Here is a 26,050-nt window from a genome sequence, read left to right as displayed (position 1 = left end):
AATCGGCTGGTTGAAGATCAGATTGCTACACGAAACCAATAAAAACGAGTGGCACCTGGACTAACCGGATGCCACTCGTTTTTATTGGTTTTGTTCTATTATTTAGCTTAGTAGCTTTAGGAATTCATCTTGCACCACCGAATCGGTAATTTTGGTGTACTGGTGTAAAGTTCGATAGTTCTTGTGGCCGGTAATACGCATCACTACTTCCGGCCGCATTCCAGCCTCAAGAGCCAGCGTGACGAACGTACGGCGGGCAGTGTGTGTGCACAATAGATTCCATTTGGGCACCATCAGTTTCTGTCGGTCGGTGCCGCGCACAGTGGCAACCGATACCAGAGCTTCCAGACGAGCGAGTTTGGCAATTTGCTTTAAGTCAGCATTGGTTTTCTGGTTTGTTTTCGCTGGTAGCGCCTTCACCTGCTTTCCAGCGTACTTCTTCAGAATAGAGTGTGCCAGACTTGATAGTGGGACTTTCAGAAAATCATTAGTCTTCTGGGTCGTGAGTAGGATATAATCTTTGTGCACTTGGTGGGGCGACAACGCGATGATATCGGAGAAGCGGAGCCCTGTCTCACAACCAAAAAGGAACACATCACGCGTCTTTTCCAGACGGGGGAAGTAGTCCAGGTTAAGGCCAATAATGGCAGCCTTCTCTTCTTTTGAAAGACACATGAGTTCCGGAGTATGCCCTTCTAGCTTTTTGAAGCGAGTATGATGCTGGAACTCATGTAAGCCCTTATTATGGGTGGCATTGAGGAACACCTTCAGATTCTTGATAACATTATTGACGGATGTGTTGGTGAGTCTTGCTGTTTGGAGTAGATAGTTTTTGAACGCCTCAGAGAATGCCAGGTCCAGAGTCGAGAAGTCCAAGGCGTAGCGTTTGGCTTTACCGAAAGCCAGAATGTGGTTTCGAAACGTGATGTAACTCTTGATAGTGGAGGGCTTCACATCCCGCTTGCTGTCCTCAATCCAGTTGGAGAGATGATCGGTAAAAGTGACTTCTGGGGGCTCAGCTCCGGTGAGGATGCGGGCGATGATAGTGCGTAGATCTTCTATCAGCACCAACTTGCCCTTCGATACAGTGGCCAAGAAATAGTCGTCCAGTTCAGTTACCAGAAACCGAAGCAGTCGGTTGGCATTTGAGTAATTGGCGAAGCTTCGGCGAAATAGTTGGGCTTTGCTGTCCCATTGGCTGGGTAAAACGGACAAGGGCGTGTAAAGCTTTTTGCGTTTGCCATCCAGATAGCAAGCGGCATAGATAGCCGTGGGAGATGCCGATTGGGCATCCGTAAGGTAGAATTTTGTCCGTAGCACAGGGGAGGGGTTAATGGCCCTGTCAAAGGTAGAGGGATAAGTCAACGGGACAATTCACGGGACAAAAATTCTTATTTCACCCTGTTTTTACTTGTCCTATCCTTGCGATGAACCGCTTAAAAAGCGTTTAAATGGATGTTTTAAGAATGATTATGATAAGATAGGGCAAATGGTTGGTAGTCCAGTTGGGCCCACATTATCCCGCTTTACGGTATCGTAAAGCGGGATTTTTTATTTCTGTTAATTGTTGTAGTTGAGGCAATTGTGCGGAAAATTGCATTGGCCCGGCCGGTTCGATAAAGGCCCATTTCGGTTGCGAAGGCAATGCCGTTTGAATGAATCATGAGGTGGTCCAGCTAAGCCGGACACAATTGGGGCGTGGTTTTAAATTGGGTTTCAAAGTGGTTAGGGGCCAAGTAGCCGAGGGCGGAATGCCGGTGTTGTCACGCGCGCAACAACCAGACCCAGCTCATCCGCGAGGCAACTCCCGCATCGTAGGCGAACATGCGCAACTCCTGGAGGCTACTGCGAAAAGAGTATTGACAGACTGCGCGAAGCACCCGTGAAAAGCTCGGGATAACCAGGCTGTAACTGCCGCCGCTCAACAGTGCGGCAATTGCGCAGCAAGCGCACTGAGGCGAGCTAACCGGAAGCTACGCCCCGCCTGGACTTTGTGGAACATCACCCGAAAATCTCTTTCTTTGAGAGAGTCCACATTGCCTGCTTTCCGTATGCCTACCCGTCGTAAGTTTCTCTCCTCCTCTGCCGCTAGTTTAGCCGCATTGGCTGCCAGCCCGTCTGCCGAGGCACTGAGTCTGCCACCAGCTCCGGTGGCTGGCAAACCGCTGGTAATTTCGACCTGGGACACCGGTCTGGCGGCGAACCTCGGGGCCTGGAAAGTGCTCAGCCAGGGTGGCCGTGCCCTCGATGCGGTGGAGGCCGGCGTGATGGTGACGGAAGCCTCGCAAAACTGCTGTGTAGGCCTGGGCGGCAACCCCGATCGGGAAGGCATCGTGACGCTGGATGCCTGCATCATGGACGAGCAGTTTAACTGCGGCAGCGTGGCGGCCTTGGAACGCATTAAGCACCCCATCAGCGTGGCACGGCGCGTGATGGAGCGTACCCCGCACGTAATGCTGGTAGGAGAGGGTGCCCAGCAGTTTGCCGTGGCGCAGGGCTTTCCGCTGGAAGCCCAAAAGCTTAGCCCCGACGCCGAAAAGGCCTACCGCGAATGGCTCAAAACCAGCCAGTACAAGCCCGTCGTCAACATAGAAAACACCGGGAACCGCAAAACCGGCCCGGTAGGCGGAGCCAACAACCACGATACCATTGCCATGCTGGCCCAGGATGCGCAGGGGCGGCTCAGCGGCAGCTGCACCACCAGCGGCATGGGTTTTAAGATGCGCGGCCGCCTCGGCGACTCGCCCCTGATCGGCTCGGGGTTGTTTGTGGATAATGCCGTGGGCGCCGCCGCCGCTACCGGCCAGGGCGAGGATGTGATTCGCATAGCCGGGGCGCACACCGTGGTGGAGCTTATGCGCCAGGGAATGGGACCGAAAGCGGCCTGTAAAGCCGCCGTGGAGCGCATTGCCAAAATCAAAGGCGACAAAGCCCGCGACATTCAGGTGTGCTTTATTGCCATTAGTGCCCAGGGCCAGCACGGCGCCTTTGCCCTACAGAAAGGCTTTAGCTACGCCGTTTGCGACGCCGGCAACCAGCAGCAGCTCATTCAGGCCGATTACCTGCTGAAATGAGGGCGCGCGGGCTTGAAATCTGCGCGGGCTCGGTGCAGTCGGCCGTGGCGGCGCAAGCCGGAGGCGCCCACCGCATTGAGCTGTGCCAGAACCTGGAGCAGGGCGGCACGACCCCCTCATACGGCACCATCCGGCACGTACTGACCCGGCTTGCCATTCCCGTATTCGTGCTGATTCGGCCGCGAACCGGGCACTTCTGCTACGATGCGGAGGAACTAGCCATCATGGAAGCAGACATCCGGCAGTGCCGGGCGCTGGGGTGCGCGGGCGTGGTGCTGGGGGCTCTGAACCAGGCGGGCCGCGTGGATCTGGCGGCTTGTCGGCGGCTGCTGGCGGCGGCCGGACCGTTGCCAGTTACGTTTCACCGCGCCTTTGATGCATGCCCGGATCAACACCAGGCTCTGGAGGAAATTATCAGCCTGGGCTGCCAGCGGATTCTAACTTCCGGCGGTCAGCCCACCGCGCCGGCAGGGCGTACGCAGCTGGCCGCGCTGGTACAGCAGGCAACCGGGCGCATCAGCATTATGCCGGGCGCGGGAGTGACGCCCGCTACCATCCGGGACTTAGCCCGGCATACGGGTGCCCATGAGTTTCACGCCAGCGCCAAAAGGCAGCTGGCCGCTCCGCCTGCGCCGAAAGCCACGGAGTTTGATACGCCACGCTGGGAAACCGATGCGACTATCGTGCGGGAATTGGCAGCGTGCCTGAACTCACCTTTGGATTGAGCCAGTGCATACTTCGCGGCAAGCACCCGGAACTGGATTCGCGCACACTATTTACTTTACAGGTGCTTCGCAAACCAACGATGACACAGCACCCGGTGAGGTGCCTTTCCTCTTCAGGGAGTGGCGAAGCGGCTGGTTATTGCACCTTTGTCCCCCAACAACGGGGCTTCCCAGTTGCAGCAAAGTTTCTTGCCACTTCTATTATACTCTACCTTCTTCGTGAAAAAGAAAATCCGGGTGTCATTGGCGGTGCTGCTGGGTCTGGGCGGCGGTATTGGACTGGCCGGGGCACCGGCTTCTGCCCAGCCGGCCAGCGTAAACCGTAGTGCCCTATCCATCATTCCGCAGCCGGTGCGCCTTACGGCCGGTAGCGGCAGCTTTGCGGTTACGCCGGCCACCAAAATTTACGTCGACCCCAAAAATGAGGAACTGCGCCGCATCGGGGAGGTGCTGAGCCAGGACCTGCAGCGCGCCGCCGGCGTGCAGCTGCCGGTAGTGACGGCACCATCGGGCAGGCCGGGCCCCGGCAGTATTTTCCTGATGTTGCGACAACCGCTCGATAGCCTGGGTACCGAGGGATATATGCTCAGCGTGCAGCCTACGCAGGTAGTGCTGGCGGCCGGCAAACCGCAGGGCGTGTTTCTGGGCCTGCAAACCATCAGGCAACTGCTGCCCACGCAACGCTCAGCTATGGCCGTGCGCCTGCCGGCACTGGAGGTGGTAGACAAACCCCGGTACCAGTGGCGCGGCATGCACCTGGATGTAAGCCGCCACTTCTTCCCGGTGGAGTTCGTCAAAAGGTACATCGACTACCTGGCCCGGCACAAGATGAACACTTTCCACTGGCACCTCACCGATGACCAGGGCTGGCGCATCGAAATCAAAAAATACCCTAGGCTGACCTCCGTGGGCGGGTGGCGCGACGGTACGCTCATCGGGCATTACACCGACCAGCCCCACCAGTTCGATAACATCCGCTACGGCGGCTTCTACACCCAGGAGCAGATTAAGGAGGTGGTGCAGTATGCCCAGGACCGCTACATCACGGTGGTGCCGGAAATTGAGATGCCCGGCCACGCCGTAGCCGCGCTGGCCGCCTACCCGGAGCTGTCGTGCACGGGCGGGCCCTTCAAGGTGGAGCGGCTCTGGGGCGTGTTCGACGATATTTTCTGTGCCGGCAATGAGCAGACGTTTACGTTTTTGCAGGACGTGCTGACGGAGGTGATGCCTCTGTTTCCGGGCAACATCGTGCACATCGGGGGCGACGAAGCACCCAAGACCCGCTGGCACGAATGCCCCAAATGCCAGGCCCGCATGAAGGCGGAAAACCTCAGGGACGAGCACGAGCTGCAAAGCTACTTCGTGCAGCGCATAGAGAAGTTTGTGAACTCCCGGGGCAAGAGCATTATCGGCTGGGATGAAATTCTGGAAGGCGGCCTGGCACCTAACGCGGCCGTGATGTCGTGGCGCGGGATGGAAGGCGGCACCATGGCTGCCCGGCAGCAGCACAACGTGGTCATGACCCCTGGCTCGCACGCCTACTTCGACCATGCCCAGGGCGAGGCTAGTCTGGAGCCGTTGTCGTTTGGCGGCTACCTGCCCCTCTCGAAGGTATACTCCTTCGAGCCCACGCCCAAAGAGCTGACCGCTGCCGAGCAGCAGTACATTCTGGGGGCGCAGGCCAACATCTGGACCGAGTATATCCCCACCGAGCAGCAGGTGGAATACATGGCGTTTCCCCGCATGTCGGCGCTGGCGGAGGTGCTCTGGACCCCGGCCCGGCAACGGAGCTGGCCCGATTTTCAGCAGCGCATGCAGCAGCAGTACCGCCGCTACGAAGCCTGGGGTGCCACCTACTCCCGCAGCGCCTTCAACGTGCGGCAGCAGCTCGCCCTTGACCCCGCCCGGCGCACCACCCTCGTTACCCTGCAAACGGACGCCGCGGGGCCGCAAATTATGTATACGCTTGATGGCTCGACCCCAACTGCTGTGTCGCGGGTGTACACTCAGCCGTTTCCCGTATCGAGTTCGGCTGTCATCAAAGCCGCATCTTTCGAAAAGGGGAAGCTGATGGGCAAAGTCACGACCCGGGAAGTAATGATGCACAAGGCCTTTGCCACTCCCGTGACGCTGACCAACGAGCCCAACAAAAGCTACAAAGGCACCGGACCTGTAACGCTGGTGGATGGACAGAAAGGCTCCACCAACCATGCCGACGGGCAGTGGCTGGGCTTCTACGGCACCGATCTGGTAGCCACGCTGGATCTGCAGAAAGCCACCGAAATCAACACAGTTACAAGCACTTTTCTGCGGGCTGCCGGTTCCGGAATTCTGCTGCCAACGAACGTGGAAGTAGCGGTATCGGAGGACGGTAAAACCTACCGAACGGTGTACTCCGCCCCCGTGCCGGCGCAGGCCACGCAAGCTAAGCCTACCAGTAGCGAAGTGCGGGCCGACGTGCAGAAAACCATGGCCCGGTTTATCAGAATCACGGCCAGGAACGCCCAGGCGGTTGGAGCCTCCAAGCCCGAAACCTGGCTGTTTGCCGGTGAAATTGTGGTACAGTAAAGCCTTGCGTTATTTCCCTGGGCTCTTTCGAATGAGGAAGCATCTACACACTGCGCTGCTGGTAGTCCTGGCCGTTTGGCCGTTGGGTGGCCTCGCTGAAGCTGGCCGCCCAGTATGCCCGCCCAGGGATACTGCATGACGGGCTTTATCTTCATGCCAAACCAGCCCATTTCTGCTCTGTTTACTGGCTCAAGCCCCACCCTATGCAGCGTATTGCCCACCGATTTATCCTGGCCGCTACTGTCCTGATCTGTGGTGCCGCTACGGCTATGGCCCCTCCTCATGCCAGCAACCGGAAGAAAGTCGCCAAAACCCCCGAATCCAGCCTCACCCGGTACGTGGACCCGTACATTGGCACGGGGTTTCACGGGCACGTATTTCTGGGAGCCAACGTGCCATTCGGAGGCGTGCAGTTGGGGCCGGTCAACGTTACGGAGGGTTGGGACTGGTGCTCCGGGTACCACTATTCCGACTCCACCATCGTCGGGTTTTCCCACACTCACCTAAGCGGTACCGGCATCGGCGACCTGGGCGACGTGACGGTGATGCCCACCACCGGGCCGGTGCGCGTAACCGAAGGCCGGGTGAAAACCCCCGATCGGGGTCTGATTTCGACGTTTTCGCACAAGGAAGAAGAGGCCCGGCCCGGCTACTACGCCGTGCGCCTGAAGCGCTACGACATCCGGGCCGAGTTGACCGCTACCGAGCGGGTCGGCTTCCACCGGTACACGTTTCCAAAATCCGACGCGGCGCACCTGGTGTTCGATCTGCAGCAGGGCATCGGCTGGGATCTGGCTACTGATACCCACATTGAGCAGCTCAACGACAGCACCCTCGTGGGGTACCGCAACTCCAGGGGCTGGGCCGTAGATCAGCGCCTGTACTTCGCGGCAGTCTGCTCGAAACCCATCCGTAATTTCAGCAGCGTGCAGGTGCTCGATACGCTGGGCAACACCAAGCCCGCCGCCACCGGCAACCGCATCAAAGGCGTGTTGACTTTCGCCACGCGGGCAGGCGAAAGAGTGCAGCTGAAAGTGGGGATTTCGCCCGTAAGCACCATGGGGGCGCTGGCGAATATCCGAGCCGAAATTCCGCACTGGAACTTCGATAAGGTAGTGAAGCAGGCCGACGCTGCCTGGAACAAAGAGCTGCGGAAAGTGCAGGTGCAGGCCGATGAAACCCGCCTGAAAACCTTCTACACGGCCCTCTACCACACCATGATTGCGCCCTCGGTTTTCAACGACCACAACGGTGACTACCGGGGCACCGACAAGCAGGTACACCGCAACCCCGGCTTCACCAACCTGACCACCTTCTCCCTCTGGGACACCTACCGGGCGGCGCACCCGCTGTTCACCATTCTGCAGCCTGAGCGCGTCAATGACATGGTGAACTCCATGCTAGCCATTTACCAGCAGCAGGGCAAACTGCCCGTGTGGCATCTGATGGGCAACGAAACCAACTGCATGGTGGGCTACAGCGCCGTACCCGTAGTGGTTGATGCCTACCTGAAAGGCTTCAAAGGCTTTGATGCGGCCCTGGCCTACGAGGCCGTAAAGGCCACCGCCATGCGCGACGAATTCGGGCTGAAAGCGGTGAAGGGGCTGGGCTATATTCCGGCTAACGGCGAAGTGGAAAGCGTATCGAAAGGCCTGGAATATGCCTTGGCCGACTGGTGCATTGCGCAGATGGCCCGGAAAATGGGCAAAACGGCGGACTACGCCTACTTCAGCAAGCGGGCCAACAACTACCGGAACTACTTCGACAAGAAAGCCGGCTTCATGCGTGGCCGCGTGGCCCAAACTGAGTGGCGTACGCCCTTCGACCCCTTCAAATCGGTGCACATGAAGAGTGACTTTACGGAGGGCAACGCCTGGCAGTACACCTGGCTGGTGCCCCAGGACGTGGAGGGGCTAATTGGTTTGCTGGGAGGGGAACAGCGGTTCAGCCAGAAGCTGGATTCCTTGTTTCTGGTGAAGGGCAGCATGGGCGAGGAGGCGTCCCCGGATATTTCGGGCCTGATAGGGATGTATGCCCACGGCAACGAGCCCGGCCACCACATCACCTACCTCTACAACTACGTGGGCCAGCCCTGGAAAACCGCCGACAAAGTCCGGTTTATCACCGATAATTTCTACACGACTAAGCCCGATGGTATCATCGGTAACGAGGATGTCGGGCAGATGTCGGCGTGGCACGTTTTCTCCACTTTGGGCTTCTACCCGCTCAACCCGGCCAATGGCGCGTACGTGTTCGGCAGCCCGGCCGTGGAGCGTGCGATTATTCAGCTGGCCGCCGGCAAAACCCTGGCTATCGAAGCCAAAAACAATAGCGCGGCCAACAAATACATTCAATCGGTTACGCTCAACGGCCGGGCCTACTCCAGGTCCTACATCACGCACCAGCAGCTACTACAGGGCGGTAAGCTCACGTTTGAAATGGGCCCCAGACCCAGCGCCAGCTGGGGCGTGGCCCCCGCCGACCGGCCGAAATCGGTACTGTAAGTAAGGCACCAGCACGGCCACGCAGAAGCTGCCACCCGAAGCAGCTTGCCTGGTAGACACGGAAGGAGGTATGTCATTCCGAGCGGAGCCGAGGAATGACGTTCTTGTATCCTCCCACTCCAAAAAATACTCCTCACCAAGTTCCACTTACCCGATGAACCGCCGACACTTCCTCCAGGGCCTGACGCTGCTTTCCGGTGGCGCGCTGCTGCAACCTACTGCGCTGCTGGCAGCGGCACCCGGCTTTCCGGTGGTGCGCCCGGTAGCGGCCATCCGGCGGTTCCGGAGCCGCGCGGTGGAGGCGGCCATCCGGGAGTTTCAGCAGAAAGTGTCCAATGCGGAACTGGGGTGGCTGTTTGAGAACTGTTTCCCCAGCACCCTGGATACCACCGTTACCTACACCACGCGCGAGGGACGGCCCGATACATACGTTATTACCGGCGACATTGACGCCATGTGGCTGCGCGACAGTTCGGCGCAGGTGTGGCCCTACCTGCAGTTTATCCGGAAGGATGCGGAGCTGCGGCAGCTGGTGGCCGGCGTCATTAACCGGCAGACGCGCTGCATCCTCAAAGACCCCTACGCCAACGCTTTCTACGGCGACGACACGCGGGTGGGGGAGTGGAAGTCGGACCTGACGGCCATGCAGCCCGGCGTGCACGAGCGGAAGTGGGAAATCGACTCGCTTTGCTACCCCATCCGGCTGGCCTACCACTACTGGAAAACCACTGGGGATACCGCGCCGTTCGATGCGGCCTGGCAGCAGGCCATGAAGGCGGTGCTGCAAACTTTCCGCACGCAGCAGCGCAAAGCCAGCCTGGGGCCTTATAAGTTCCAGCGCGAAACCGCCACCGCCACCGACACCCAGCCCATGAACGGCTACGGTTACCCCGTGCGTCCGGTGGGTCTGATCTGCTCGGCCTTCCGCCCCAGCGACGACGCTACGCTCTATTCCTTCCTGGTACCCAGTAACTTTTTCGCCGTAACCAGCCTGCGCCAGGCCAGTGAGATGCTGAACCAGCTAACCCGGGACGCCACCACGGCGCGGGAGCTCACTGCTTTGGCCGACGAAGTGGAAGCCGCCCTACGCCAGTACGCGGTTGTCGACCACCCGAAACACGGCAAAATCTACGCCTACGAGGTAGATGGCTTCGGCAGCCAGGTGCTGATGGATGATGCCAACGTGCCCAGCCTGCTGGCCCTGCCGTATCTGGGCGCGGTGCCGGCTACCGACACCATCTACCAGAATACGCGCCGGTTTCTGCTCTCCGAAAACAACCCGTTCTACTTCAAAGGCCAGGCTGCGGAAGGTATTGGAGGCCCCCACGTAGGGCAGGACATGATCTGGCCCATTGCCATTGCCATACGCGGCCTCACCAGCCTGCATGACGACGAAATCCGGGCCTGCGTGCAAAGCCTGCGCGCCACCCACGCCGGCACCGGCTACATGCACGAATCCTTCCACAAGGACGACGCCGGCAGGTTCACGCGGGCCTGGTTTGCCTGGGCCAACACGCTCTTTGGGGAGTTCCTCTGGAAGGTGTACCAGGAAAAGCCCCGGCTACTTACGTAACCCACAACGCAGGAAATGACAGGACTTATCACGCTCAAATGAAGGCGGTAGACTCACCGGAATACGTGAGCGTGAGCTGGTGCATGGCGCGGGTGCAGGCCACGTACAGCATGCTCCGGTCGACCTCTGTTTTGTAGTTGCGGGAGGAGGCAAACGGCACGATGACGGCGTCAAACTCCAGGCCTTTGGCCAGATGCGCCGTGGTGATGATAACGCCTTCCTTGAACTTGGTCGACTCATCGGTAAGCAGATACACGCCGGGCGCTTGTAATGCCTCGTACACCTGCTCTGCTTGCTGGAGGGTTTTGCAGATGATGCCCAGCGACTGATTGCCGGAGCCGGGGAAGTCCGCCAGCAGCTGCCGGATGGCCTGCAGTTCTTCCTGTTGGGTAGTGCAGCGCGTTACCGTGGGCTCGGGGCCGTGCCGTTCCAGCGGAATAATGTTCGGATTAGGCGTGATGCGCTGGGCAAAGGCGGTAATTTCCACGGTGGAGCGGTAGCTGCGGTAAAGCCGCACTACATCGGCCTGCGGAAACACCCGCTCAATGGTTTCGGCCGACGACGCGCTGTAGGGGTTTACCGTCTGACTCACGTCGCCGAGAATGGTTTTGCGGCAGTGGAACAGGCGCGACAGCACGGCGTACTGCACGGGCGTGTAATCCTGCATTTCATCTATCAGCAAATGCTTGACGTGGTCGTAGCCGGGGAGGCCTTCCAGGCGGATGCGCAGGTAAATCAGGGCAAACACGTCGGCATATTCCAGGGGCTGGCCTTGGTTGAACTTCAGCAGCTCGGGCCGCCCAATCCAGCGGTAGAAGTCCCGGTACAGATCCGCCACATTATGCAGCCGGAACATGCGGGGTAGGGCTTCCCCAATCGTGCCTTTCTCCTGGCCCGTGAGCTTGCGGCCGGCGGCGTCGCGCACGTAGGCCCGCACGTCGTTGGCTACCAAGGCAAACCGTTTCAGCAGGGGCACCCGGTGGTAAGTCCGGAACTTCTGCTGGATGAAGGCGGCCGGCACCACGGTGCGGCCCACCCGCAATTCCTTCACGGTGAAGTAGGTATTCTCAATGTGCAGCAAATACTGGTTCAGCTGGCTCAGAAACTCAAACGACGACTTGAACCGGATACGCTCAATAAAGGCTGCGTTGTGGTGCTCCAGCAGGGCCGCTACTTGGTCGAAAAACGTCTGGAACTGGTAGCGGTTTTCCAGCAAGTCGGCGGCCAGTTCCTCCATACCCATTTCCGGCAGGTGCTCTTCGCCCAGCTCGGGCAGCACGTTAGAAATGTAGTCGGCGAAGACCTTGTTGGGGGAGATGATGAGGATGTCCTTGGCGGCAATGGTTTCGCGGTAGCGGTAGAGCAGAAACGCAATGCGGTGCAACGCAATGGATGTTTTGCCCGAGCCGGCCACGCCCTGAATTATCATCACCGTGGCCTCCTCATTGCGGATTACCGCGTTCTGGTCGCGCTGGATGGTGGCGACGATGTTCTTCATCTTATCGTCGGAGGACTTGGCCAGCTCCTGCTGCAGCACGTCGTCGTGAATGTTCACATCACTGTCGAGCAGAAACTCCAGGCGGCCGTCCCGGATTTTGTACTGCCGCTTCAGCTCAATGCGGCCATGAATGGTGCCCGACGGCGTGGCGTAGGAGGCCTCACCCAGCTCGAAATCATAGAACAAAGAGGAAATGGGCGCGCGCCAGTCGTACACCAGATTCTGACGCTGCTGCTCATCAAAAAATGAATGCACCCCGATGTACACCGGCGCGACGGCCTGGTTCTTCGGGCCGAAATCGAGGCGGCCGAAGTAAGGTGACTGCACCAGCTTGAGCAGGCGGCGCTTCCGGGCCACGGCCCCTTCCCCCGTGAGAGCCATGCGGTTGATGGACTGGTCGGCGGCCACCATGTCGGCCTCATCCATGCCCGACTGGTGCTCGTGGATATACTGCTTTTTCTGGCGCAGCTCACTAGAAAACTGCTTCACGGCGTCATCCACGCGCCGCACGGCCAGCGTGAGCTTCTCCTTGATTTCCTCCAGATATTCTCTCTCTTCTTGCTCGGTTGCGTTCATCACGGGCTGATTCTGAAAAACAGGCCACAAAGGTGCCATCAAATTCCGGGCTGCCGACGAATCACGCATATTTTATCGGTTGCGCAGCGCGCTGCGAGGTCGGCCAGGTAAACCAGACTGCGGAAGACCTGAAAAAGGGTGTTATCATCGCGCCGAAGCGGCGTATCGGCGCAACTACCGGCTACGGGGCAACCGGCGGCGGCTTTGTCCGGTTGAAGCTCAGATGCCCGGCTTTCTCCGGAGGGCCAGGCAGAAATCCTTTTTTCACCTACTGATTTATCTTATGGAAGTCGGAATTGATAGCTTTGCCTCCCACCTACTTCAAAACGGCGGCGACCTGCTGAGCGGTACGGAGGCCATGCGCCTGCTACTCGAACGGATTGAACGCGCCGACCAGGTTGGCCTCGATGTGTTTGGCATTGGCGAACACCACCGCGCCGAGTACCTCGATTCGGCCACGGCCGTAATTCTGGCAGCGGCAGCGGCGCGCACCTCGCGCATTCGTCTTACCAGTGCCGTCACGGTGCTGTCGGCTGCCGATCCGGTGCGCGTGTTCCAGGAATTCGCCACGCTGGATTTGATTTCGCAGGGCCGGGCCGAAATGGTGGTGGGCCGTGGCTCGTCTACGGAAGCCTTCCCGCTATTCGGCTTCAGCCTCAATGACTACGACGAGCTGTTTGCCGAAAAGCTGGAGCTGCTGCTGGCCATTCGGGACGCTGAGAAAATCCGGTGGCAGGGCCGGTTCCGGCCCGCCCTCACGGGACAGGGCGTGTACCCGCGTCCGGCGCAGGCGCAACTACCCATCTGGCTGGGCGTGGGCGGCACACCTGAGTCGTTTGTGCGGGCCGGGGCGCTGGGCCTGCCGCTGATGGTGGCCATCATCGGGGGCGAAACCCACCGCTTCCGGCCCCTGCTGGACCTCTACCGTGAGGCCGGCCGCCGGGCCGGGCACGCGCCCGAGCAGCTGAAAGTAGGTCTGCACTCACTGGGCTATGTTGCCCCTACCACCGAAGAGGCGCTGAATGGTTTCGCGCCCGGCTACATCCAGACCTTCGGCCAACGGGCCCGGGAGCGGGGCGGAATGGCCCCGACGCGGGCGCATGTAGAGGCGCAGGCCGGCCCGCTGGGCGCCCTGCTGGTGGGCAGCCCCGAGGAAGTAGCCGCCAAGATTCTGCGCCACAGCGAGGCGCTGGGTGGCATCTCCCGCGTGACGTTTCAGATGGATGTAGCCGTGCTGCCGCACGAGAAAATTCTGCAGGCTACCGAGCTGATTGGTCACCGCGTAGCCCCGCTGCTGCGTTAAGTCAGAAAGCGGCAGCGGCTTGCTAACGGGTGCGCTGATGCCCTCCATCAGCGCACCTGCCGCGTACTTGCCAAGGCATCTTCCATGCCGCGTGCAATGCCCATTTCCAGGCCCCGCAGCTCGGCGAGGCCGCGCAGGCGGCCGATGGCGGAGTAGCCGGGATTGGTGCGTTTGTGCAGGTCGTCGAGCATCTGGTGGCCGTGGTCGGGGCGCATGGGCAGGCTGGTCTGGCGCTGCTGCATGGCGTGCACCAGCTCGCGCATCACGGCGTACATGTCCACGTCGCCTTCCAGGTGGTTGGCTTCGTAGAAATTGCCGGCCGCGTCGCGCTGGGTACTGCGCAGGTGGATGAAGTGAATGCGCTGGGCAAACTGCTGCACCATGGCGGGCAGGTCGTTGTCGGGGCGCACCCCGAATGAGCCGGTGCAGAAGCACAGCCCGTTGCGCACCGACGGCACGGCGTCGGCCAGCGCCTGCACGTCGGCGGCGGTGCTCACCACGCGGGGCAGCCCCAGGATGGGGTAGGGCGGGTCGTCGGGGTGGATGGCGAGGTTGATACCGACTTCCTCAGCCACCGGCACGATTTCCTGCAAAAACAGAACCAGGTGCTCACGCAGCCGGGCGGCGTCAATACCGTCGTAGGCATCCAGGGCCTGCTGAAACTGCTGGAGCGTGAAGCTTTCCTCGGAGCCCGGCAACCCGGCAATAATATTGCGCTGGAGCAGCTGCTTTTCGTCGTCGCTCATGCCATTCAGGCGGGCTTCGGCCTCGGCTAGCTCTTCGGCGGAGTATTTCTCGGCGGCCCCGTGGCGCCTGAGCAGCAGCGCATCAAAGGCCACAAACGCCGCCTTTTCGAAGCGCAAGGCTTTCGAGCCGTCTTCCACTTCGTAGGCCAGGTCGGTGCGGGTCCAGTCCAGCACCGGCATGAAGTTGTAGGTGACCGTGAAGATGCCGCAGGCGGCCAGATTGCGCAGGCTCTGCTGGTAGTTGCTGATGTGCTGCTGGAAGCTGCCGGTGCGGGTTTTGATCTGCTCGTGTACTGGCACGCTTTCCACCACGCTCCACGTCAGGCCGGCGGCGGCCACTTCCTGCTGGCGCTGCCGGATTTCCTCCACGGTCCACACCTGGCCGTTCGGAATGTGGTGTAGGGCCGTCACCACGTCGGTGGCGCCGGCCTGGCGGATATCGGCGAGGCTAACGGGGTCGTTGGGGCCGTACCAGCGCCAGCTTTGGATAATGGGCATTGTAGGTAGCGTTTGAAAGCGGGAAATTAGAACGTCATGCTGAGCTTGCCGAAGCATCTCTACCGCAACAGTAAATTATATACTGTTGCGGTAGAGATGCTTCGGCAAGCTCAGCATGACAGAAATAGTTTGGCAACGTCAGCACGCGAGATTCCTCGCAGGCTCGGAATGACGTGCTTCGTGAGCGGAGCATACAGCTACACCCCGCTGTACGCGTTGAAGCCGCCGTCCACCAGCACCGTTTCGCCGCTCACGAAGCGGGAGGCGTCGCTGAGTAGGTAGATGAGCGTGCCGGTTAGCTCTTCCGGCTCGCCGAAACGCTGGAAGGGCGTGTGGTTGATGAACTTGCGGGCGCGGTCGGTGTGGGTGCCGTCGGGCTGCACGAGGAGGGCGCGGTTTTGGTCGGTGAGGAACACGCCGGGGGCAATGGCGTTCATGCGGATGCCGCCGCCGTAGCGCAAACCCAGCTCCACGGCCATCCACTGGGTGTAGGCTTCCACGGCTTTCTTGGCCATGGTGTAGCCCAGCACCCGCGTCAGGGGCCGTTGGGCGGTCAGGCTGGATATGTTCACAATCGAGCCCTTGCCTTGCTCGGCCATCACGCGCCCAAATACGGTGGTGGGTATCACGGTGCCAAACAAATTCAGGTCCACGGCGCGGCGGGTGTCTTCGATGCTGAAGTCAAACAAATCCTGGTCGGGGCCGACGGTGGCGCCGGGCATGTTGCCGCCGGCCGCATTTACCAACCCGTCGATGGTGCCCCAGGTGGTCAGAATTTCGTTGCAGGCGGCCTGCATCTGGCCTTTATCGAGCACATCGGCCAGCACTGCTAGGGCCTCGCCGCCTGCCGCTTCAATGGCGGCCACCCGCTCGGCGGCGCGGCCGGCATCACGGCCCAGAATGGCGACTTTGGCCCCAGCCTCCGCCACGGCCCGCGACATGGCTTCGCCCAGCACGCCGGTGGCGCCGGTAATCACAATTACTTTACCGCGCAGCGAAAACTGGTCGAGAGCAGAGGCAGGGCGGGAAGCAGGAACGGACGCAGCCGCCGGCTCAGATGATGGCGTAGTCATAGAATAAGGTTAGGGGAGGAGCGTGAGCTTGCTTTCGAGGCGAATATCGTCGGAGGCCGAGCCGAGCATCAGCTGGAAGTCGCCGGGCTCGGCCTGCCATTCCAGCTTGCGGTTGTAGAAAGCCAGCTTGTTTTGGTCGATGGTGAAAGTGAGGGTTTTGGTTTCGCCGGGCTTGAGGCTGATTTTCTGGAAGTCTTTCAGTTCCTTGAGCGGCCGGGCCACCGAGGCCACCAGGTCGCGCAGGTAAAGCTGCACCACTTCCTCGCCGGCCACTTTGCCGGAGTTCGTAACGGTGCATTGCAGCGTCACGGTTTGGCCGGCCTGCATGGTCGGCTGGCTGAGTTTGAGGTTATCGTACTTGAAGGTGGTGTAGCTTAGGCCGTGCCCGAAGGCGTAGCGCGGCGTGTTGGGCGCATCAATGTAGGCGGATTTGTAACGGATGTCGCCGGGCTTGGTGACGGGACGGCCGGTGTTGTACTGCTGGTAGTTGAGCGGAATCTGGCCCACGGCGCGCGGAAACGTGCTGGGCAGCTTGCCGCCGGGGTTGTAGTCGCCGTAGAGCACGTCGGCCAAGGCGGTGCCGCCTTCCGAGCCCGGAAACCAGCCGTAGAGCACGGCGTCGGCCTGGTCGGCAATGGTGTTGAAGATGAGCGGCCGGCCCGCCAGCAGCACCATCACAATGGGCTTGCCGGTGGCTTTCAGGGCCTGAAACAATTCTTCCTGCACGCCGGGCAAGTGAATGTCGGTGCGGGATTTGGCCTCGCCGCTCATGTCCCAGGTTTCGCCCAGGGCCAGTACCACCACGTCGGCGGCTTTGGCGGTTTCTACGGCCTGCGCAAAACCAGCGCGGGAGTCGCCTTCTACCTCACAGCCCTTGGCGTAGCGGATTTGGGCGTTTTTGCCGGCGCGTTTGGTCAGGCCGTCGTGCAGGGAGGTAATCTGGGTGGTGTCAGCCAGCACAATCCAGCTGCCGGCCAAGTCGCGCTTGGCCTTGGCCAGCGGCCCGATAACAGCAATGGTGCGCTGCTGCGCGAGGGGCAGCGTGTTGTTGCGGTTTTCCAGCAGCACCACCGATTTACGGGCCGCGTCGCGGGCGGCTACGCGGTGCTGCGGGTCGTTGAGTACCTTTTTCTCGCGCTTCAAATCCGAGAAACGGTATGGGTCATCAAACAACCCCAGCTCAAACTTCTTGCGCAGAATGCGGCGCACGGCATCGTCCACCAGCTTCACGTCGGCCTTACCGTCTTTCACCGATTGAGCCAGCGTGGTGTGGTAGGCGTCGCTTTCCATATCCATGTCGGAGCCGGCGGCCAGGGCTTTTTGGGCGGCGTCGGTTTTGTTCTGGGCGTAGCCCCAGGGCACCATCTCGGCGATGCTGCCCCAGTCACTCACCACGAAGCCGGGATACTGCCACTGGCCTTTCAGAATGTCGCGCTGCAAGTAGCTGTTGCCGGTGGCGGGCACGCCGTTCAGGGTGTTGAAGGAGTTCATGAATGTGGCTACGCCGGCGTCGGCGGCGGCTTTGAACGGCGGCAGGTACACCTCCCACAGCTGCTGCTCGCTCATGTCCACGGCGTTGTAGTCGCGGCCGGCGAGGGCGGCTCCGTAGGCAGCAAAGTGCTTGGCGCAGGCCATAATGGCATCGGTGCCGCCCAGCTTTTCGCCCTGGAAGCCCAACACCCGGGCCCGCGCAATCTGGGAGCCGAGGTAGGTGTCTTCGCCGGCGCCTTCCATCACCCGGCCCCAGCGTGGGTCGCGCCCAATGTCCACCATCGGCGCAAAGGTCCAGTGGATACCCGAGGCGGCGGCCTCACGAGCGGCTACGTGCGCCGATTCGCGGATGGCGGCCAGGTCCCAGGAGGCGGCTTCGCCCAGCGGAATCGGGAAAACGGTTTGGTAGCCGTGAATCACGTCGAGCGAGAACAGCAGCGGAATCTTCAGCCTCGATTTCAGCGCCTCGGCCTGGATGGTGCGGGTGTCGGCCACGCCTTTCACGTTGAGCATGGAGCCCACCTGCCCGCTGCGGATGCTGTTGAGCAGGTCGTTTTTGCGGTTGCTGGCCGGCCCCGTCACCTCGCGGCCGGAGTACTGGTTGAGCTGGCCGATTTTCTCTTCCAGCGTCATTTGCTGAAGCAGACCGTCGATGCGCTGCTCGATGGTGGCGGCGTCGGGCGTTTTGGTTTTCTGGGCCGTGGCCGTCAGGCTGGCCGACAGCAGCAGGCTAGAAAAAAGGAGGCGTTTGGATAGGGATACTGGCATTCGGAAGGCAGTAAAAGCAAACGGCGCGGGGCCGTGGAAAAGTCGGATTCTTCCCGGCCAAAGAGAAGCGTAGCACAGCGGTTCTTTCCTTTTTTCGGTCAGGACAGCATTCCCACGGGCTGGCCGACGCGTTGAAAGAAACCTGGCTACACTTCCCTTTGGCTGGGAAGGCTGCCTTCAGGGGGAAGCATCCGGGTAGTTGGAATTCGTTCTGGTGGGGCCTCACCCCCCCGGCCCCTCTCCGAAAAGGAGAGGGGGAGCCTGGCGATTTGGGTGGCTGTAGAGACGTGACACTTTGCTGCGCCGACTTTCGGTTCGCGTCTCGACGTTGTTGATGTTGTTTAGCCTGCACGTCTCGATGTGCTGATGTTGTTTAACCGGACGAACCAGTTTACGCGGACGTGGAGACGCGAACCGAAGGTCGGCGTAGCCAAGTGTCGCGTCTCTATACCTTATTGCAAACCCTCCACAATGCCGTCGTAGGCGGGTTTGCGCTGGTAGTTGTCATCGAAGGGGAGGGGCCACTCGGGGCAGCTGCAATCGGTGCGTTTCCAGGTGTCGGCATCGGCTACGTTCCAGGTGGTGATGCCGTGGCGCTGGGCGGGCGGCAGGGCTTTGAAGGTTTGGGTGAGGGCCTTGTACTTCGCTTTTTGGGCGGCGGCCAGGGCCTCGGTGAACGTGGCCGTGGCGGTGCGGTTGGGGTTCATGGATATGTCCAGCTCGGCCACGTGCACTTTCAGGCCGGTAGCAGCGGCGGTGGTTATAGCTTCGGCAATGCGGGCATCGGAGATGTTGCTGCTGGTGTGCATCTGCAACCCGATGCCGTGGATGGGCACGCCGCGGCTTTTGAGGGCATTCACTAAGTTCAGGATGCCGGTGCGGCGGGTAGTGCTGTACTCGTTGCCGTAGTCGTTGTAGAAGAGCAGGGCGGCGGGGTCGGCGGCGGCGGCGTACTGGAAGGCCCGGTCGATGTACCGGTCGCCGAGGTGCTGGCGCCACACGTTGGCAGTGCGCAGGTTGCCGGCATCGTCGATGGCCTCGTTCACGACGTCCCAGGAGGCCACCTTGCCCCGAAAGTGCGTCACCACGGTTGTAATGTGGGTGCGCATCAGGTTTTCCCAGGCCATGGAGTCGCCCTGAAAGTTGGTGACCCAGCCCGGCAGCGAATTGTACCAGAGCAGCGTGTGGCCGTGCACACGCATGTTGTTCTGCTGCGCAAAATCCACGAGGTAGTCGGCATCAGTCCAGTTGTAGGTGGTAGCTGACGGGTGCAGGGCGCCGAATTTCATGGCGTTTTCGGCTGTGATGCTGCTGTACTCGGTGGTCATCACCTGCCGGTAGGCGGCGCGGGTTTTCAGCAGGTTGATGTTCACGGCCGCCCCCACCGGAAACGGCGCCACTGCCCTCAGGCTGGCCACCGGCAGCGGCGGCTCGGGTGGGTTGCCGTTGCCGGAATCTTTCTTGCCGCACTGCGTCAGCAAGGTCAGGCTTAGGGCACTCAGCAGGATGGTTGCTTTCATGGGAATGAAGTAGGGGCGTGAGGGTAGGAGCAATTACCGGGAGCTTTTCTTGCTGGCTTTTTGAAGGCGCAGCATGGCCGCGGCATAGCGCCGGCCCATCAGGCGGGCCGAAGTGGCATTGAAGTGGGTATAGTCGCCGATGTGGGTGGTGCCCTCGGCCGTGACGTAGGCGTAGCGCGACACCGTTTTTCGCAGCGCGGCTACTGTGGCGTTGATGCGTTGGGCAGCTTGGTTGGTGTGTGGCCGGCCGGCGCTGTCGGGCTTGGCAAGCTGAAACTCTGGCAGCTGCCCGGCCACAAACGGCACGGTGGGTGCCTGCAAATCCTGGCGGAAACGGGCAATGAGGGCCGTTAGGTTCTGGGCGTAGGCCGCGCTGCCGGCCGGGTTGCTGTCCGATTCGCCCTGGTGCCAGATGATGCCGGCCAGCGTGCCGCTCTGCATGGCCGCGCGGGCCCGCCGGATGGCATCGTCGTAGGGGTTGGTTTTGGTGGGCGGGTAGAACGCGCCCGGCTGCCAGTAGCTGATGGCCGAGCCGCCTACCGCGCACGTAATCAGTCCGATAACTACGCTGGTGTCCTGCGCCGCCAGCGTCCGGCCGAACGTCAGCCCCGGCCCCACGCCCGCCACAGACTTATCAAAATGAATAGGGTCTTGGGCCACTTCCCACTGCCCGGCCGCATTCAGGCGCAGCACGTGCCGGTTGGGCAGCGTGTCTTGCGTTTCCACCGTGCCCCGCCCCGCCATATTCGACTGCCCCACCAACAGATACAGCCGGAACTTCTCTTTTCGCACCGGTGGCGTCACCTGCTGCCGCGCCTTCGGCCGCAGGCTCTGCGCCCCCGCCGAACCAGTTAGCAGGGTGGTTATGGTCAGAAGCAGGAGAGAAAGGTGGTTCATGTGGAGATGTATAGACGCGACACTTGGCTGCGCCGACCTTCGGTTCGCGTCTCGTCGTTGCTGAGGTTGTTTAATCCTAATTGCGCGGACGCCGAGACGCGAAGTGTCGCGTCTCTACATCGTTCTACCGGACCACGGGTTGGCGCTTGTCGAAGTAATCGGCTAGCAGGTACATCTGCTGATTTAGCTCGCGCATTTTGTCCAGCAGAGGCGTGTAAGGCTCCAGATAGTTGTCCACAATGCCTTTGTTGGCGTTAGTGTTCGACGGTTCGGCGCCCACAATGGTCGGGTCGTTGTCCTGGTACTTGAACCAGTGCCAGCCCACGCAATTCTTCGATTCCAGCAAGCCCAGCGTGAAATTCTGGTAGAACAAGCCCCGGTCGGTTTGGGTGCGCACCACCCAGCCCGCCCCGGCCGTGTTGGCCAGGCCGGGCGCGTCCTCGCCCTTCACGTACCACTCCGTCACGATGAACGGCTTGCCGGCCGTCTGCTCCCATTCGCGCACCCAGCGGGGTTCTGGCGTCCAGTTGTTGTAGTAGTTGATGCTCACCGCATCGAGGTACTTGCCGGCCACGCGCATCAACTCGGGGTAGTAGCGCTGGGCTCCGTGGAAGCGGCAGCCGAGGTACATGTGGTTGGGGTCGTACTTTTTCATGGCCTTCGCCACAATACTAAAGTACCGCTCCGCCACAAAGGCCAGGAAATCCTGCCGGTGCTGGTCGGTAATGGTTTCGAGGGTGATGTTGCGCTCATCGGCCCACTTTTTGGCGGCCTGGTAGCCGGGTTCGGTAGTGGGTAGCCTCAGGTAGCCATCCAGGTTTTTGCGCAGCAGCGGCATCTCGTTGTCAGAGAAGTAGCCGAACAGGTTCTTGTCGTTCTTGTTCTGCGCCAGCTGTTTAGCCTGCTCCTCAACAAAGGTTTCAAAGCCGGGGTCGAAGGCAAAAATCACGTCGTTGGGGTAGCCTTTGTGGCCGGGCTGCACGTAGGTGCCGCCGCGCTTGTCCCCGTACTTGCTCATGAAATCCAGGTTGATGGTGTAGGCCAGCGGCTTGTCGGCCCGGGCGTTTTCCGCCTGAATATCCTTGGTAGCCGACCACGCCCCGGTGCCGTTGAAGCCGTTGGCTTGCAGAAACTTGCGGGTGCCGGCCGCCCAGCCGGCCTGGTCGCCGAACTTGGTTTTAAGCGCCTGCTGGGTCCGTTCCGAGCGGCCCGGCTGCACGTCGTTCGGGGCGTTGTGCAGGAAGTAGTAGCCCTCGGGGTCCACGGCCCACCAGCGCCCGGCTATCTTCTCCACGTGGAAGAAGCCGGTAGCCTTGGTGCGCTTGTCGAGCCGCCCGCCGTACTTGCTCAGCTTCACCGTGCCCGGCCGAAAGCCCGGCAGCTGCGCAATGCTGCGCGTGGGGTAGCTCTTATACGCCGAAAAGCCCGCCTTGCCATCCACGGTGGAGTTGTTGATGGTTTTCTTGGCATCGACGCGTAGCGTGTACTCGGTGGTATCGAGCTGTTGGGCCTGGGTGGTTTGGGTGAAGGCGAGAAGTGCCGCAGCTATTACAGAACGTGTCATTCGAACGTCATGCAGCGCAGCGCGAAGCATCTCGCGTGCTGACGTTGAGTTGGCGTTGCAATGACCGCACGCGAGATGCTTCGCGCTGCGCTGCATGACGTTCTTTTTCATAAGTAGCATGACTATTTACCTTGCTTGCCGTCATACTTCTGGGCCATTTGGCGGTAGAAATCCTGGAGCACGTAGAAAGCTTTTTTCTTGACGCCGGTGCTGGAAATCAGGCCTTTGCGGTTGAATCCGTTTTGGTACACCGGGTGCTGGCGGCGGGTGGCGCGGAAGTCGGTCAGAATCCAGGGGGTCATGCCGCGCAGGTTCTGGATGGTGCTCAGCATCTTGAGCTGGTTCACGTACAGCGCCTCCTGGTACTCCTCGCTCCAACGCGTTTCGGCGTCGGCGTGGTAGCCGCCGAGGGCGTCGCCGCCAAACTCACTAATGGTCACCGGCTTGTTGTACTTGATGTCGAAGGTGTACTTGGTGATTTCGCTGGGCTTGCCGCCCCAGTACCAGCCGGCGTACTCGTTGATGCTGGTCAGGTCCAGAAATTCGCCCAGCGGATCGTCCACGTGAATTACGTTGTCGGGGGTACGGTGCAGTTCTAGGGCGGCCGAAATCAGGCGGGTGTCGTCCAGGGAGCGGGCTTTCTGGGCCAGGCTGCTCATGAACTTCAGGCGCGGCTCACCCAGCGGCGTTTCGTTGCCTACGCTCCACACCACCACGCTGGCGCGGTTCTTCCCCATCGAAATCAGGTCGGAAAGCTGCTGCTCGGCGTTCTGGTAGGTGGCGGGGTTTTCCCAAGCAATGGTCCAGTACACCGGCACCTCGGCCCACACCAGCAAACCCATTTCGTCGGCCAGCTTGAGCATGGTTTCGTTGTGCGGGTAGTGGGCCAGGCGTACGTAGTTGCAGCCCAGCTCCTTGGCCCAGGTCAGTAGCATGCGCAAGTCGCCTTCGCCCCGAGCCCGGCCCGGAATCAGCGGGTTTTCGTCGTGCATGCTGATGCCGCGCATGTAGATGCTCTTGCCGTTGAGCAGAATATCCGCGCCTTTGGTTTGAATCGTGCGGAAGCCGATGCGGTCCTGCACCACGTCCAAGCCGCTCGTCAAACTCACGGCGTATAGCTTGGGACTCTGCGGCGACCAGCGGGCCAGCTTCTTGGCCGGCAAGCTGAACGTGGCGCGGCCCTCACCGTCGGTTTTCACGGTTTGTTTGATGCCCGCTTCGTTGATGTTCAGCGTCACCGATTGGCTGGCTTTGCCGGTGCCGGCCAGCTGCACGTAGCCGGCCAGCGTGTTCGGGTCGTTTTTGGCCAGCTGTACTTTGTAGTCGGTGATGTAGGTGTCGGGCGTTTCGGCAATGAATACGTCGCGCGTGATGCCGCCGTAGTTCCACCAGTCGGTGTTGATGGTGGGCACCTCGTTGGGGCGGCGCGTGTTGTCGGCCTTCACCACCACGAAGTTCTCGCCGGTGCTGGCAAGCTGGTCGGTGATGTCGTACTGAATCGGGGTGAAGCCGCCCTTGTGCATGCCCAGCTTCTTGCCGTTCAGGTAGATGTGCGACTCGTAGTTAATAGCCCCGAAGTACAGGAAGTACCGTTTGCCGGGCTTGGGCATCAGGTTGAAGTTTTTCTTGTACCAAATGGTGCCCTCGTAGTAGAGCAGCTCCGGCCGCTGCGAGTTCCAGTCGCCCGGAATCTGCATGGCCTGCGACTTATCGAAGTCGTACTCAATCAGCTCGGTTTCCTGCTTGCTGCTCGGCTTGGCGTTGTCGTAGTAGCCGCCCTTGCCGGTTTTCGATTGGTCGAAGGCCTCGCGGCGGTAGTCGTAGAAGCCGTTTTCGTAGGGGTCGATGATGTAATTCCAGCTGCCGTTCAAACTCAGCACGGTACGGCCTGGCATGTTCTGAATCAGGGTGGATTGGGCCCGCAGCGGCCGGCTGCTGAACGTGCCCGCCAGCAGCAGAACCGCAGCCGTCAGCGCGTTCATCAGGTTTCGTGAAGTCATAGAGAGTGGGGTTTAGTGACTTAGTGATTTGGCGACTTAGTGAGTTGACATTCGAGCTGCGCGAACAGCGCCGTTCTGACATCAACCCACCATCTCATCAGTTCACCATCTCACCGCTAGTTATAGCCCGGATTCTGGGTCAGGATGGGGTTGGTCTGGATTTCCTGAATCGGAATCGGAAACAGCAGGTCGTTCTGGTCGATGCGGGTGGTGCTGTTGGTGCGGGTGAAGAAAGCATTCATCACCGGAATGGCGCGGTCGGTGCGTACCAGGTCAAACCAACGGTGGCCCTCAAAGCTCAACTCCAGACGCCGCTCCAGCTCTAGGCGGGTACGCAGTGTTTCGCGGGTGGTACTGGTCGGCAGGTCCACGGTGGAGTTGGCGGTGGCTACGGGCAGGTTGCGGGAGCGGCGAATCACGCGGTTCACAGCATCCAGGGCCTGCGCGGTCGGGCCGGTGGCTTCATTCACGGCCTCCGCATACATCAGCAGCACATCGGCATAGCGCAGTACAATCCAGTCGTTTTCAGCATCGGTAGAGGTAGTAGGCGTATCGATGTACTTCTTGGTATAGTAGGTGCTGGTTGCCGTGGGGTTGATGGGCAGCGTGTAGGAGGTGGCGGCCCGCACATCGGTGGTGCCGCTGGCCACAAAGGTGTTGACCAGGTCCGTATCCACGGTGTTGAACTGCTGGCCGGTAAACGAGGCTCCGATCAGAGCCGTGGTCTGGGCCGTGGTATAGGCGGGCATAAACCAGGTGGTAAACGCACTGCCCAACCCCAAAGCACCTTTGGTGTAGCGCACGGCAAACAGGATTTCACTGTTCATCTCGTTACTGGTGGCGAAGATGTTGGCGTACGCAGCTTGCAGGGTATAGGTGTTGGCATCGATAACCTGGCGCAGCTTGGTGGCGGCATCGGCGTATTTTTTCTGGGTCAGCAGTACCCTACCCAACAGGCCCTGCGCGGCCCCTTTCGTGGCGCGGCCCAGGTTCACCCCCGTTTGCGCAACGGGTAGGTTGGCTTCCGCGAAGGCCAGGTCTTCTTCAATCTGGGTGTACACCTGCGCGGCCGGGGTGCGGCCAAACTCGTAGGCTTCGGCAATAGAGGCAATTTCGCGGGTTACCAGCGGCACGTCACCCCAGATGCGCACCGCGTTGAAGTAGGCCAGCGCCCGGATGAAGCGTACCTCAGCAAAGTAGCGGTTGCGGGTGGCGTCGGTGAGCTTAATGGCCCCGGCCCGGCCTAGGATAATGTTGCAGCGGGCAATGGTGCGGTAGGTCATCAGCCACTGGCTCTGCACGCGCGGATTGTCACTGACCAGGGTGAAGTCGTTGAACTCGTTGAGCCGCTCCCCCGAAACCACCGTGAAGCTGTTGTCGGAGGGAATTTCGCCGAAGACGAAGATGCCTCGGTTGTTAGCCGACGACTTGCCATACAGATCCTGCAAAGAGGCATACGCCGCTGTTACTCCGTTCTGGATGCTCAGCGAGTCGGAGTAGCCTTCCGTGGTGGGCAGGCGGGTGGGGTCGTTCAGGTCAATGAAGTCTTTGCTGCACGAGGTGGTGACTAGGGTAGCAAGGCCCAGCAGCGCCGCTACGCTGGCCCCGGTAAATATGTGTTTGTAGTCGAAAGTCATGGTGGGAAGAGGATGGTTTGTAGGTGCTGGTTTCT

General features: G+C 60.6%; 16 protein-coding genes. 6 read left to right on the top strand and 10 right to left on the bottom strand.

Features of this window, described 5'->3' with window-relative positions:
- Positions 1 to 102 precede the first annotated feature (102 nt).
- On the bottom strand, positions 103 to 1,320 hold the full coding sequence (locus tag HSW_RS15105; protein ID WP_197031886.1) for a site-specific integrase: 1,218 nt from the start codon (positions 1,318 to 1,320) through the stop codon (positions 103 to 105).
- 731 nt (positions 1,321 to 2,051) lie between these two features.
- Here HSW_RS15105 and HSW_RS15100 point away from each other — a divergent pair.
- The 5 genes from HSW_RS15100 to HSW_RS15080 all read left to right on the top strand — a co-directional run bounded on the left by HSW_RS15100 (position 2,052) and on the right by HSW_RS15080 (position 10,444).
- Positions 2,052 to 3,074: a N(4)-(beta-N-acetylglucosaminyl)-L-asparaginase gene (locus tag HSW_RS15100; protein WP_044002598.1), complete on the top strand. Its 1,023-nt coding sequence runs from the start codon at positions 2,052 to 2,054 to the stop codon at positions 3,072 to 3,074.
- Positions 3,071 to 3,799 (top strand): copper homeostasis protein CutC, encoded by a 729-nt coding sequence (locus HSW_RS15095; protein ID WP_071883121.1) that lies wholly within the window; start codon positions 3,071 to 3,073, stop codon positions 3,797 to 3,799. Before HSW_RS15100 ends, HSW_RS15095 begins: the two co-directional genes overlap by 4 nt.
- Positions 3,800 to 4,018: 219 nt before the next feature.
- Positions 4,019 to 6,367 carry a glycoside hydrolase family 20 protein gene (locus HSW_RS15090; RefSeq protein WP_081768601.1) on the top strand — a complete coding sequence of 783 codons (2,349 nt, stop codon included), beginning with the start codon at positions 4,019 to 4,021 and terminating at the stop codon, positions 6,365 to 6,367.
- 203 nt (positions 6,368 to 6,570) lie between these two features.
- Positions 6,571 to 8,871, top strand: coding sequence for a GH92 family glycosyl hydrolase (locus tag HSW_RS15085; protein WP_044002597.1), 2,301 nt, complete (start codon positions 6,571 to 6,573; stop codon positions 8,869 to 8,871).
- A gap of 154 nt (positions 8,872 to 9,025) precedes the next feature.
- Positions 9,026 to 10,444, top strand: coding sequence for a glycoside hydrolase family 125 protein (locus tag HSW_RS15080; RefSeq protein WP_044002596.1), 1,419 nt, complete (start codon positions 9,026 to 9,028; stop codon positions 10,442 to 10,444).
- A gap of 34 nt (positions 10,445 to 10,478) precedes the next feature.
- Here the strand turns inward: HSW_RS15080 and HSW_RS15075 are convergent, their stop codons facing one another.
- A complete protein-coding gene (locus HSW_RS15075) occupies positions 10,479 to 12,518 on the bottom strand; it encodes a HelD family protein (protein WP_044002595.1) in 2,040 nt (679 codons plus the stop codon).
- A 283-nt stretch (positions 12,519 to 12,801) separates the two neighbouring features.
- Between HSW_RS15075 and HSW_RS15070 the strand changes: the two genes are divergently transcribed.
- A complete protein-coding gene (locus tag HSW_RS15070; RefSeq protein WP_044002594.1) occupies positions 12,802 to 13,821 on the top strand; it encodes an Atu2307/SP_0267 family LLM class monooxygenase in 1,020 nt (339 codons plus the stop codon).
- 47 nt (positions 13,822 to 13,868) lie between these two features.
- Here the strand turns inward: HSW_RS15070 and uxuA are convergent, their stop codons facing one another.
- From uxuA to HSW_RS15030, 8 genes are all read right to left on the bottom strand, one after another.
- Positions 13,869 to 15,065 carry a mannonate dehydratase gene (gene uxuA / locus HSW_RS15065; RefSeq protein ID WP_044002593.1) on the bottom strand — a complete coding sequence of 399 codons (1,197 nt, stop codon included), beginning with the start codon at positions 15,063 to 15,065 and terminating at the stop codon, positions 13,869 to 13,871.
- A 197-nt stretch (positions 15,066 to 15,262) separates the two neighbouring features.
- The gene (locus HSW_RS15060; RefSeq protein ID WP_052346492.1) at positions 15,263 to 16,138 is read right to left on the bottom strand and encodes an SDR family oxidoreductase; all 876 of its coding nucleotides are present in this window, start codon (positions 16,136 to 16,138) and stop codon (positions 15,263 to 15,265) included.
- 9 nt (positions 16,139 to 16,147) lie between these two features.
- Positions 16,148 to 18,397, bottom strand: a complete 2,250-nt coding sequence (bglX, locus tag HSW_RS15055) for a beta-glucosidase BglX (protein ID WP_044002592.1) — start codon at positions 18,395 to 18,397, stop codon at positions 16,148 to 16,150.
- 452 nt (positions 18,398 to 18,849) lie between these two features.
- A complete protein-coding gene (locus tag HSW_RS15050) occupies positions 18,850 to 19,917 on the bottom strand; it encodes an endo-1,4-beta-xylanase (protein ID WP_052346491.1) in 1,068 nt (355 codons plus the stop codon).
- A gap of 33 nt (positions 19,918 to 19,950) precedes the next feature.
- On the bottom strand, positions 19,951 to 20,814 hold the full coding sequence (locus HSW_RS15045) for a sialate O-acetylesterase (protein WP_052346490.1): 864 nt from the start codon (positions 20,812 to 20,814) through the stop codon (positions 19,951 to 19,953).
- A 124-nt stretch (positions 20,815 to 20,938) separates the two neighbouring features.
- Positions 20,939 to 22,378 (bottom strand): agarase, encoded by a 1,440-nt coding sequence (locus HSW_RS15040; RefSeq protein ID WP_155832996.1) that lies wholly within the window; start codon positions 22,376 to 22,378, stop codon positions 20,939 to 20,941.
- A 122-nt stretch (positions 22,379 to 22,500) separates the two neighbouring features.
- Positions 22,501 to 24,378, bottom strand: a complete 1,878-nt coding sequence (locus HSW_RS15035) for a glycoside hydrolase family 2 protein (protein WP_197031884.1) — start codon at positions 24,376 to 24,378, stop codon at positions 22,501 to 22,503.
- A gap of 116 nt (positions 24,379 to 24,494) precedes the next feature.
- Positions 24,495 to 26,015 carry a RagB/SusD family nutrient uptake outer membrane protein gene (locus tag HSW_RS15030; RefSeq protein WP_052346489.1) on the bottom strand — a complete coding sequence of 507 codons (1,521 nt, stop codon included), beginning with the start codon at positions 26,013 to 26,015 and terminating at the stop codon, positions 24,495 to 24,497.
- Positions 26,016 to 26,050: the final 35 nt, after the last annotated feature.

The organism is Hymenobacter swuensis DY53, from assembly GCF_000576555.1.
In the GTDB taxonomy this organism is placed as follows: Bacteria; Bacteroidota; Bacteroidia; order Cytophagales; family Hymenobacteraceae; genus Hymenobacter; species Hymenobacter swuensis.
The sequence above is the reverse complement of the archived record's forward strand: the minus strand, read 5'-3'. Positions and strand labels throughout refer to the sequence as shown.

Bases quoted from the DNA above. Each gene is read 5' to 3' on its own strand.
- HSW_RS15100 (WP_044002598.1), top strand. From the start codon at position 2,052: ATGCCTACCCGTCGTAAGTTTCTCTCCTCCTCTGCCGCTAGTTTAGCC.
- HSW_RS15095 (WP_071883121.1), top strand. From the start codon at position 3,071: ATGAGGGCGCGCGGGCTTGAAATCTGCGCGGGCTCGGTGCAGTCGGCC.
- HSW_RS15085 (WP_044002597.1), top strand. From the start codon at position 6,571: ATGCAGCGTATTGCCCACCGATTTATCCTGGCCGCTACTGTCCTGATC.
- HSW_RS15080 (WP_044002596.1), top strand. From the start codon at position 9,026: ATGAACCGCCGACACTTCCTCCAGGGCCTGACGCTGCTTTCCGGTGGC.
- HSW_RS15075 (WP_044002595.1), bottom strand. From the start codon at position 12,518: ATGAACGCAACCGAGCAAGAAGAGAGAGAATATCTGGAGGAAATCAAG.
- HSW_RS15070 (WP_044002594.1), top strand. From the start codon at position 12,802: ATGGAAGTCGGAATTGATAGCTTTGCCTCCCACCTACTTCAAAACGGC.
- uxuA (WP_044002593.1), bottom strand. From the start codon at position 15,065: ATGCCCATTATCCAAAGCTGGCGCTGGTACGGCCCCAACGACCCCGTT.
- HSW_RS15060 (WP_052346492.1), bottom strand. From the start codon at position 16,138: ATGACTACGCCATCATCTGAGCCGGCGGCTGCGTCCGTTCCTGCTTCC.
- bglX (WP_044002592.1), bottom strand. From the start codon at position 18,397: ATGCCAGTATCCCTATCCAAACGCCTCCTTTTTTCTAGCCTGCTGCTG.
- HSW_RS15050 (WP_052346491.1), bottom strand. From the start codon at position 19,917: ATGAAAGCAACCATCCTGCTGAGTGCCCTAAGCCTGACCTTGCTGACG.
- HSW_RS15045 (WP_052346490.1), bottom strand. From the start codon at position 20,814: ATGAACCACCTTTCTCTCCTGCTTCTGACCATAACCACCCTGCTAACT.
- HSW_RS15040 (WP_155832996.1), bottom strand. From the start codon at position 22,378: ATGACACGTTCTGTAATAGCTGCGGCACTTCTCGCCTTCACCCAAACC.
- HSW_RS15035 (WP_197031884.1), bottom strand. From the start codon at position 24,378: ATGACTTCACGAAACCTGATGAACGCGCTGACGGCTGCGGTTCTGCTG.
- HSW_RS15030 (WP_052346489.1), bottom strand. From the start codon at position 26,015: ATGACTTTCGACTACAAACACATATTTACCGGGGCCAGCGTAGCGGCG.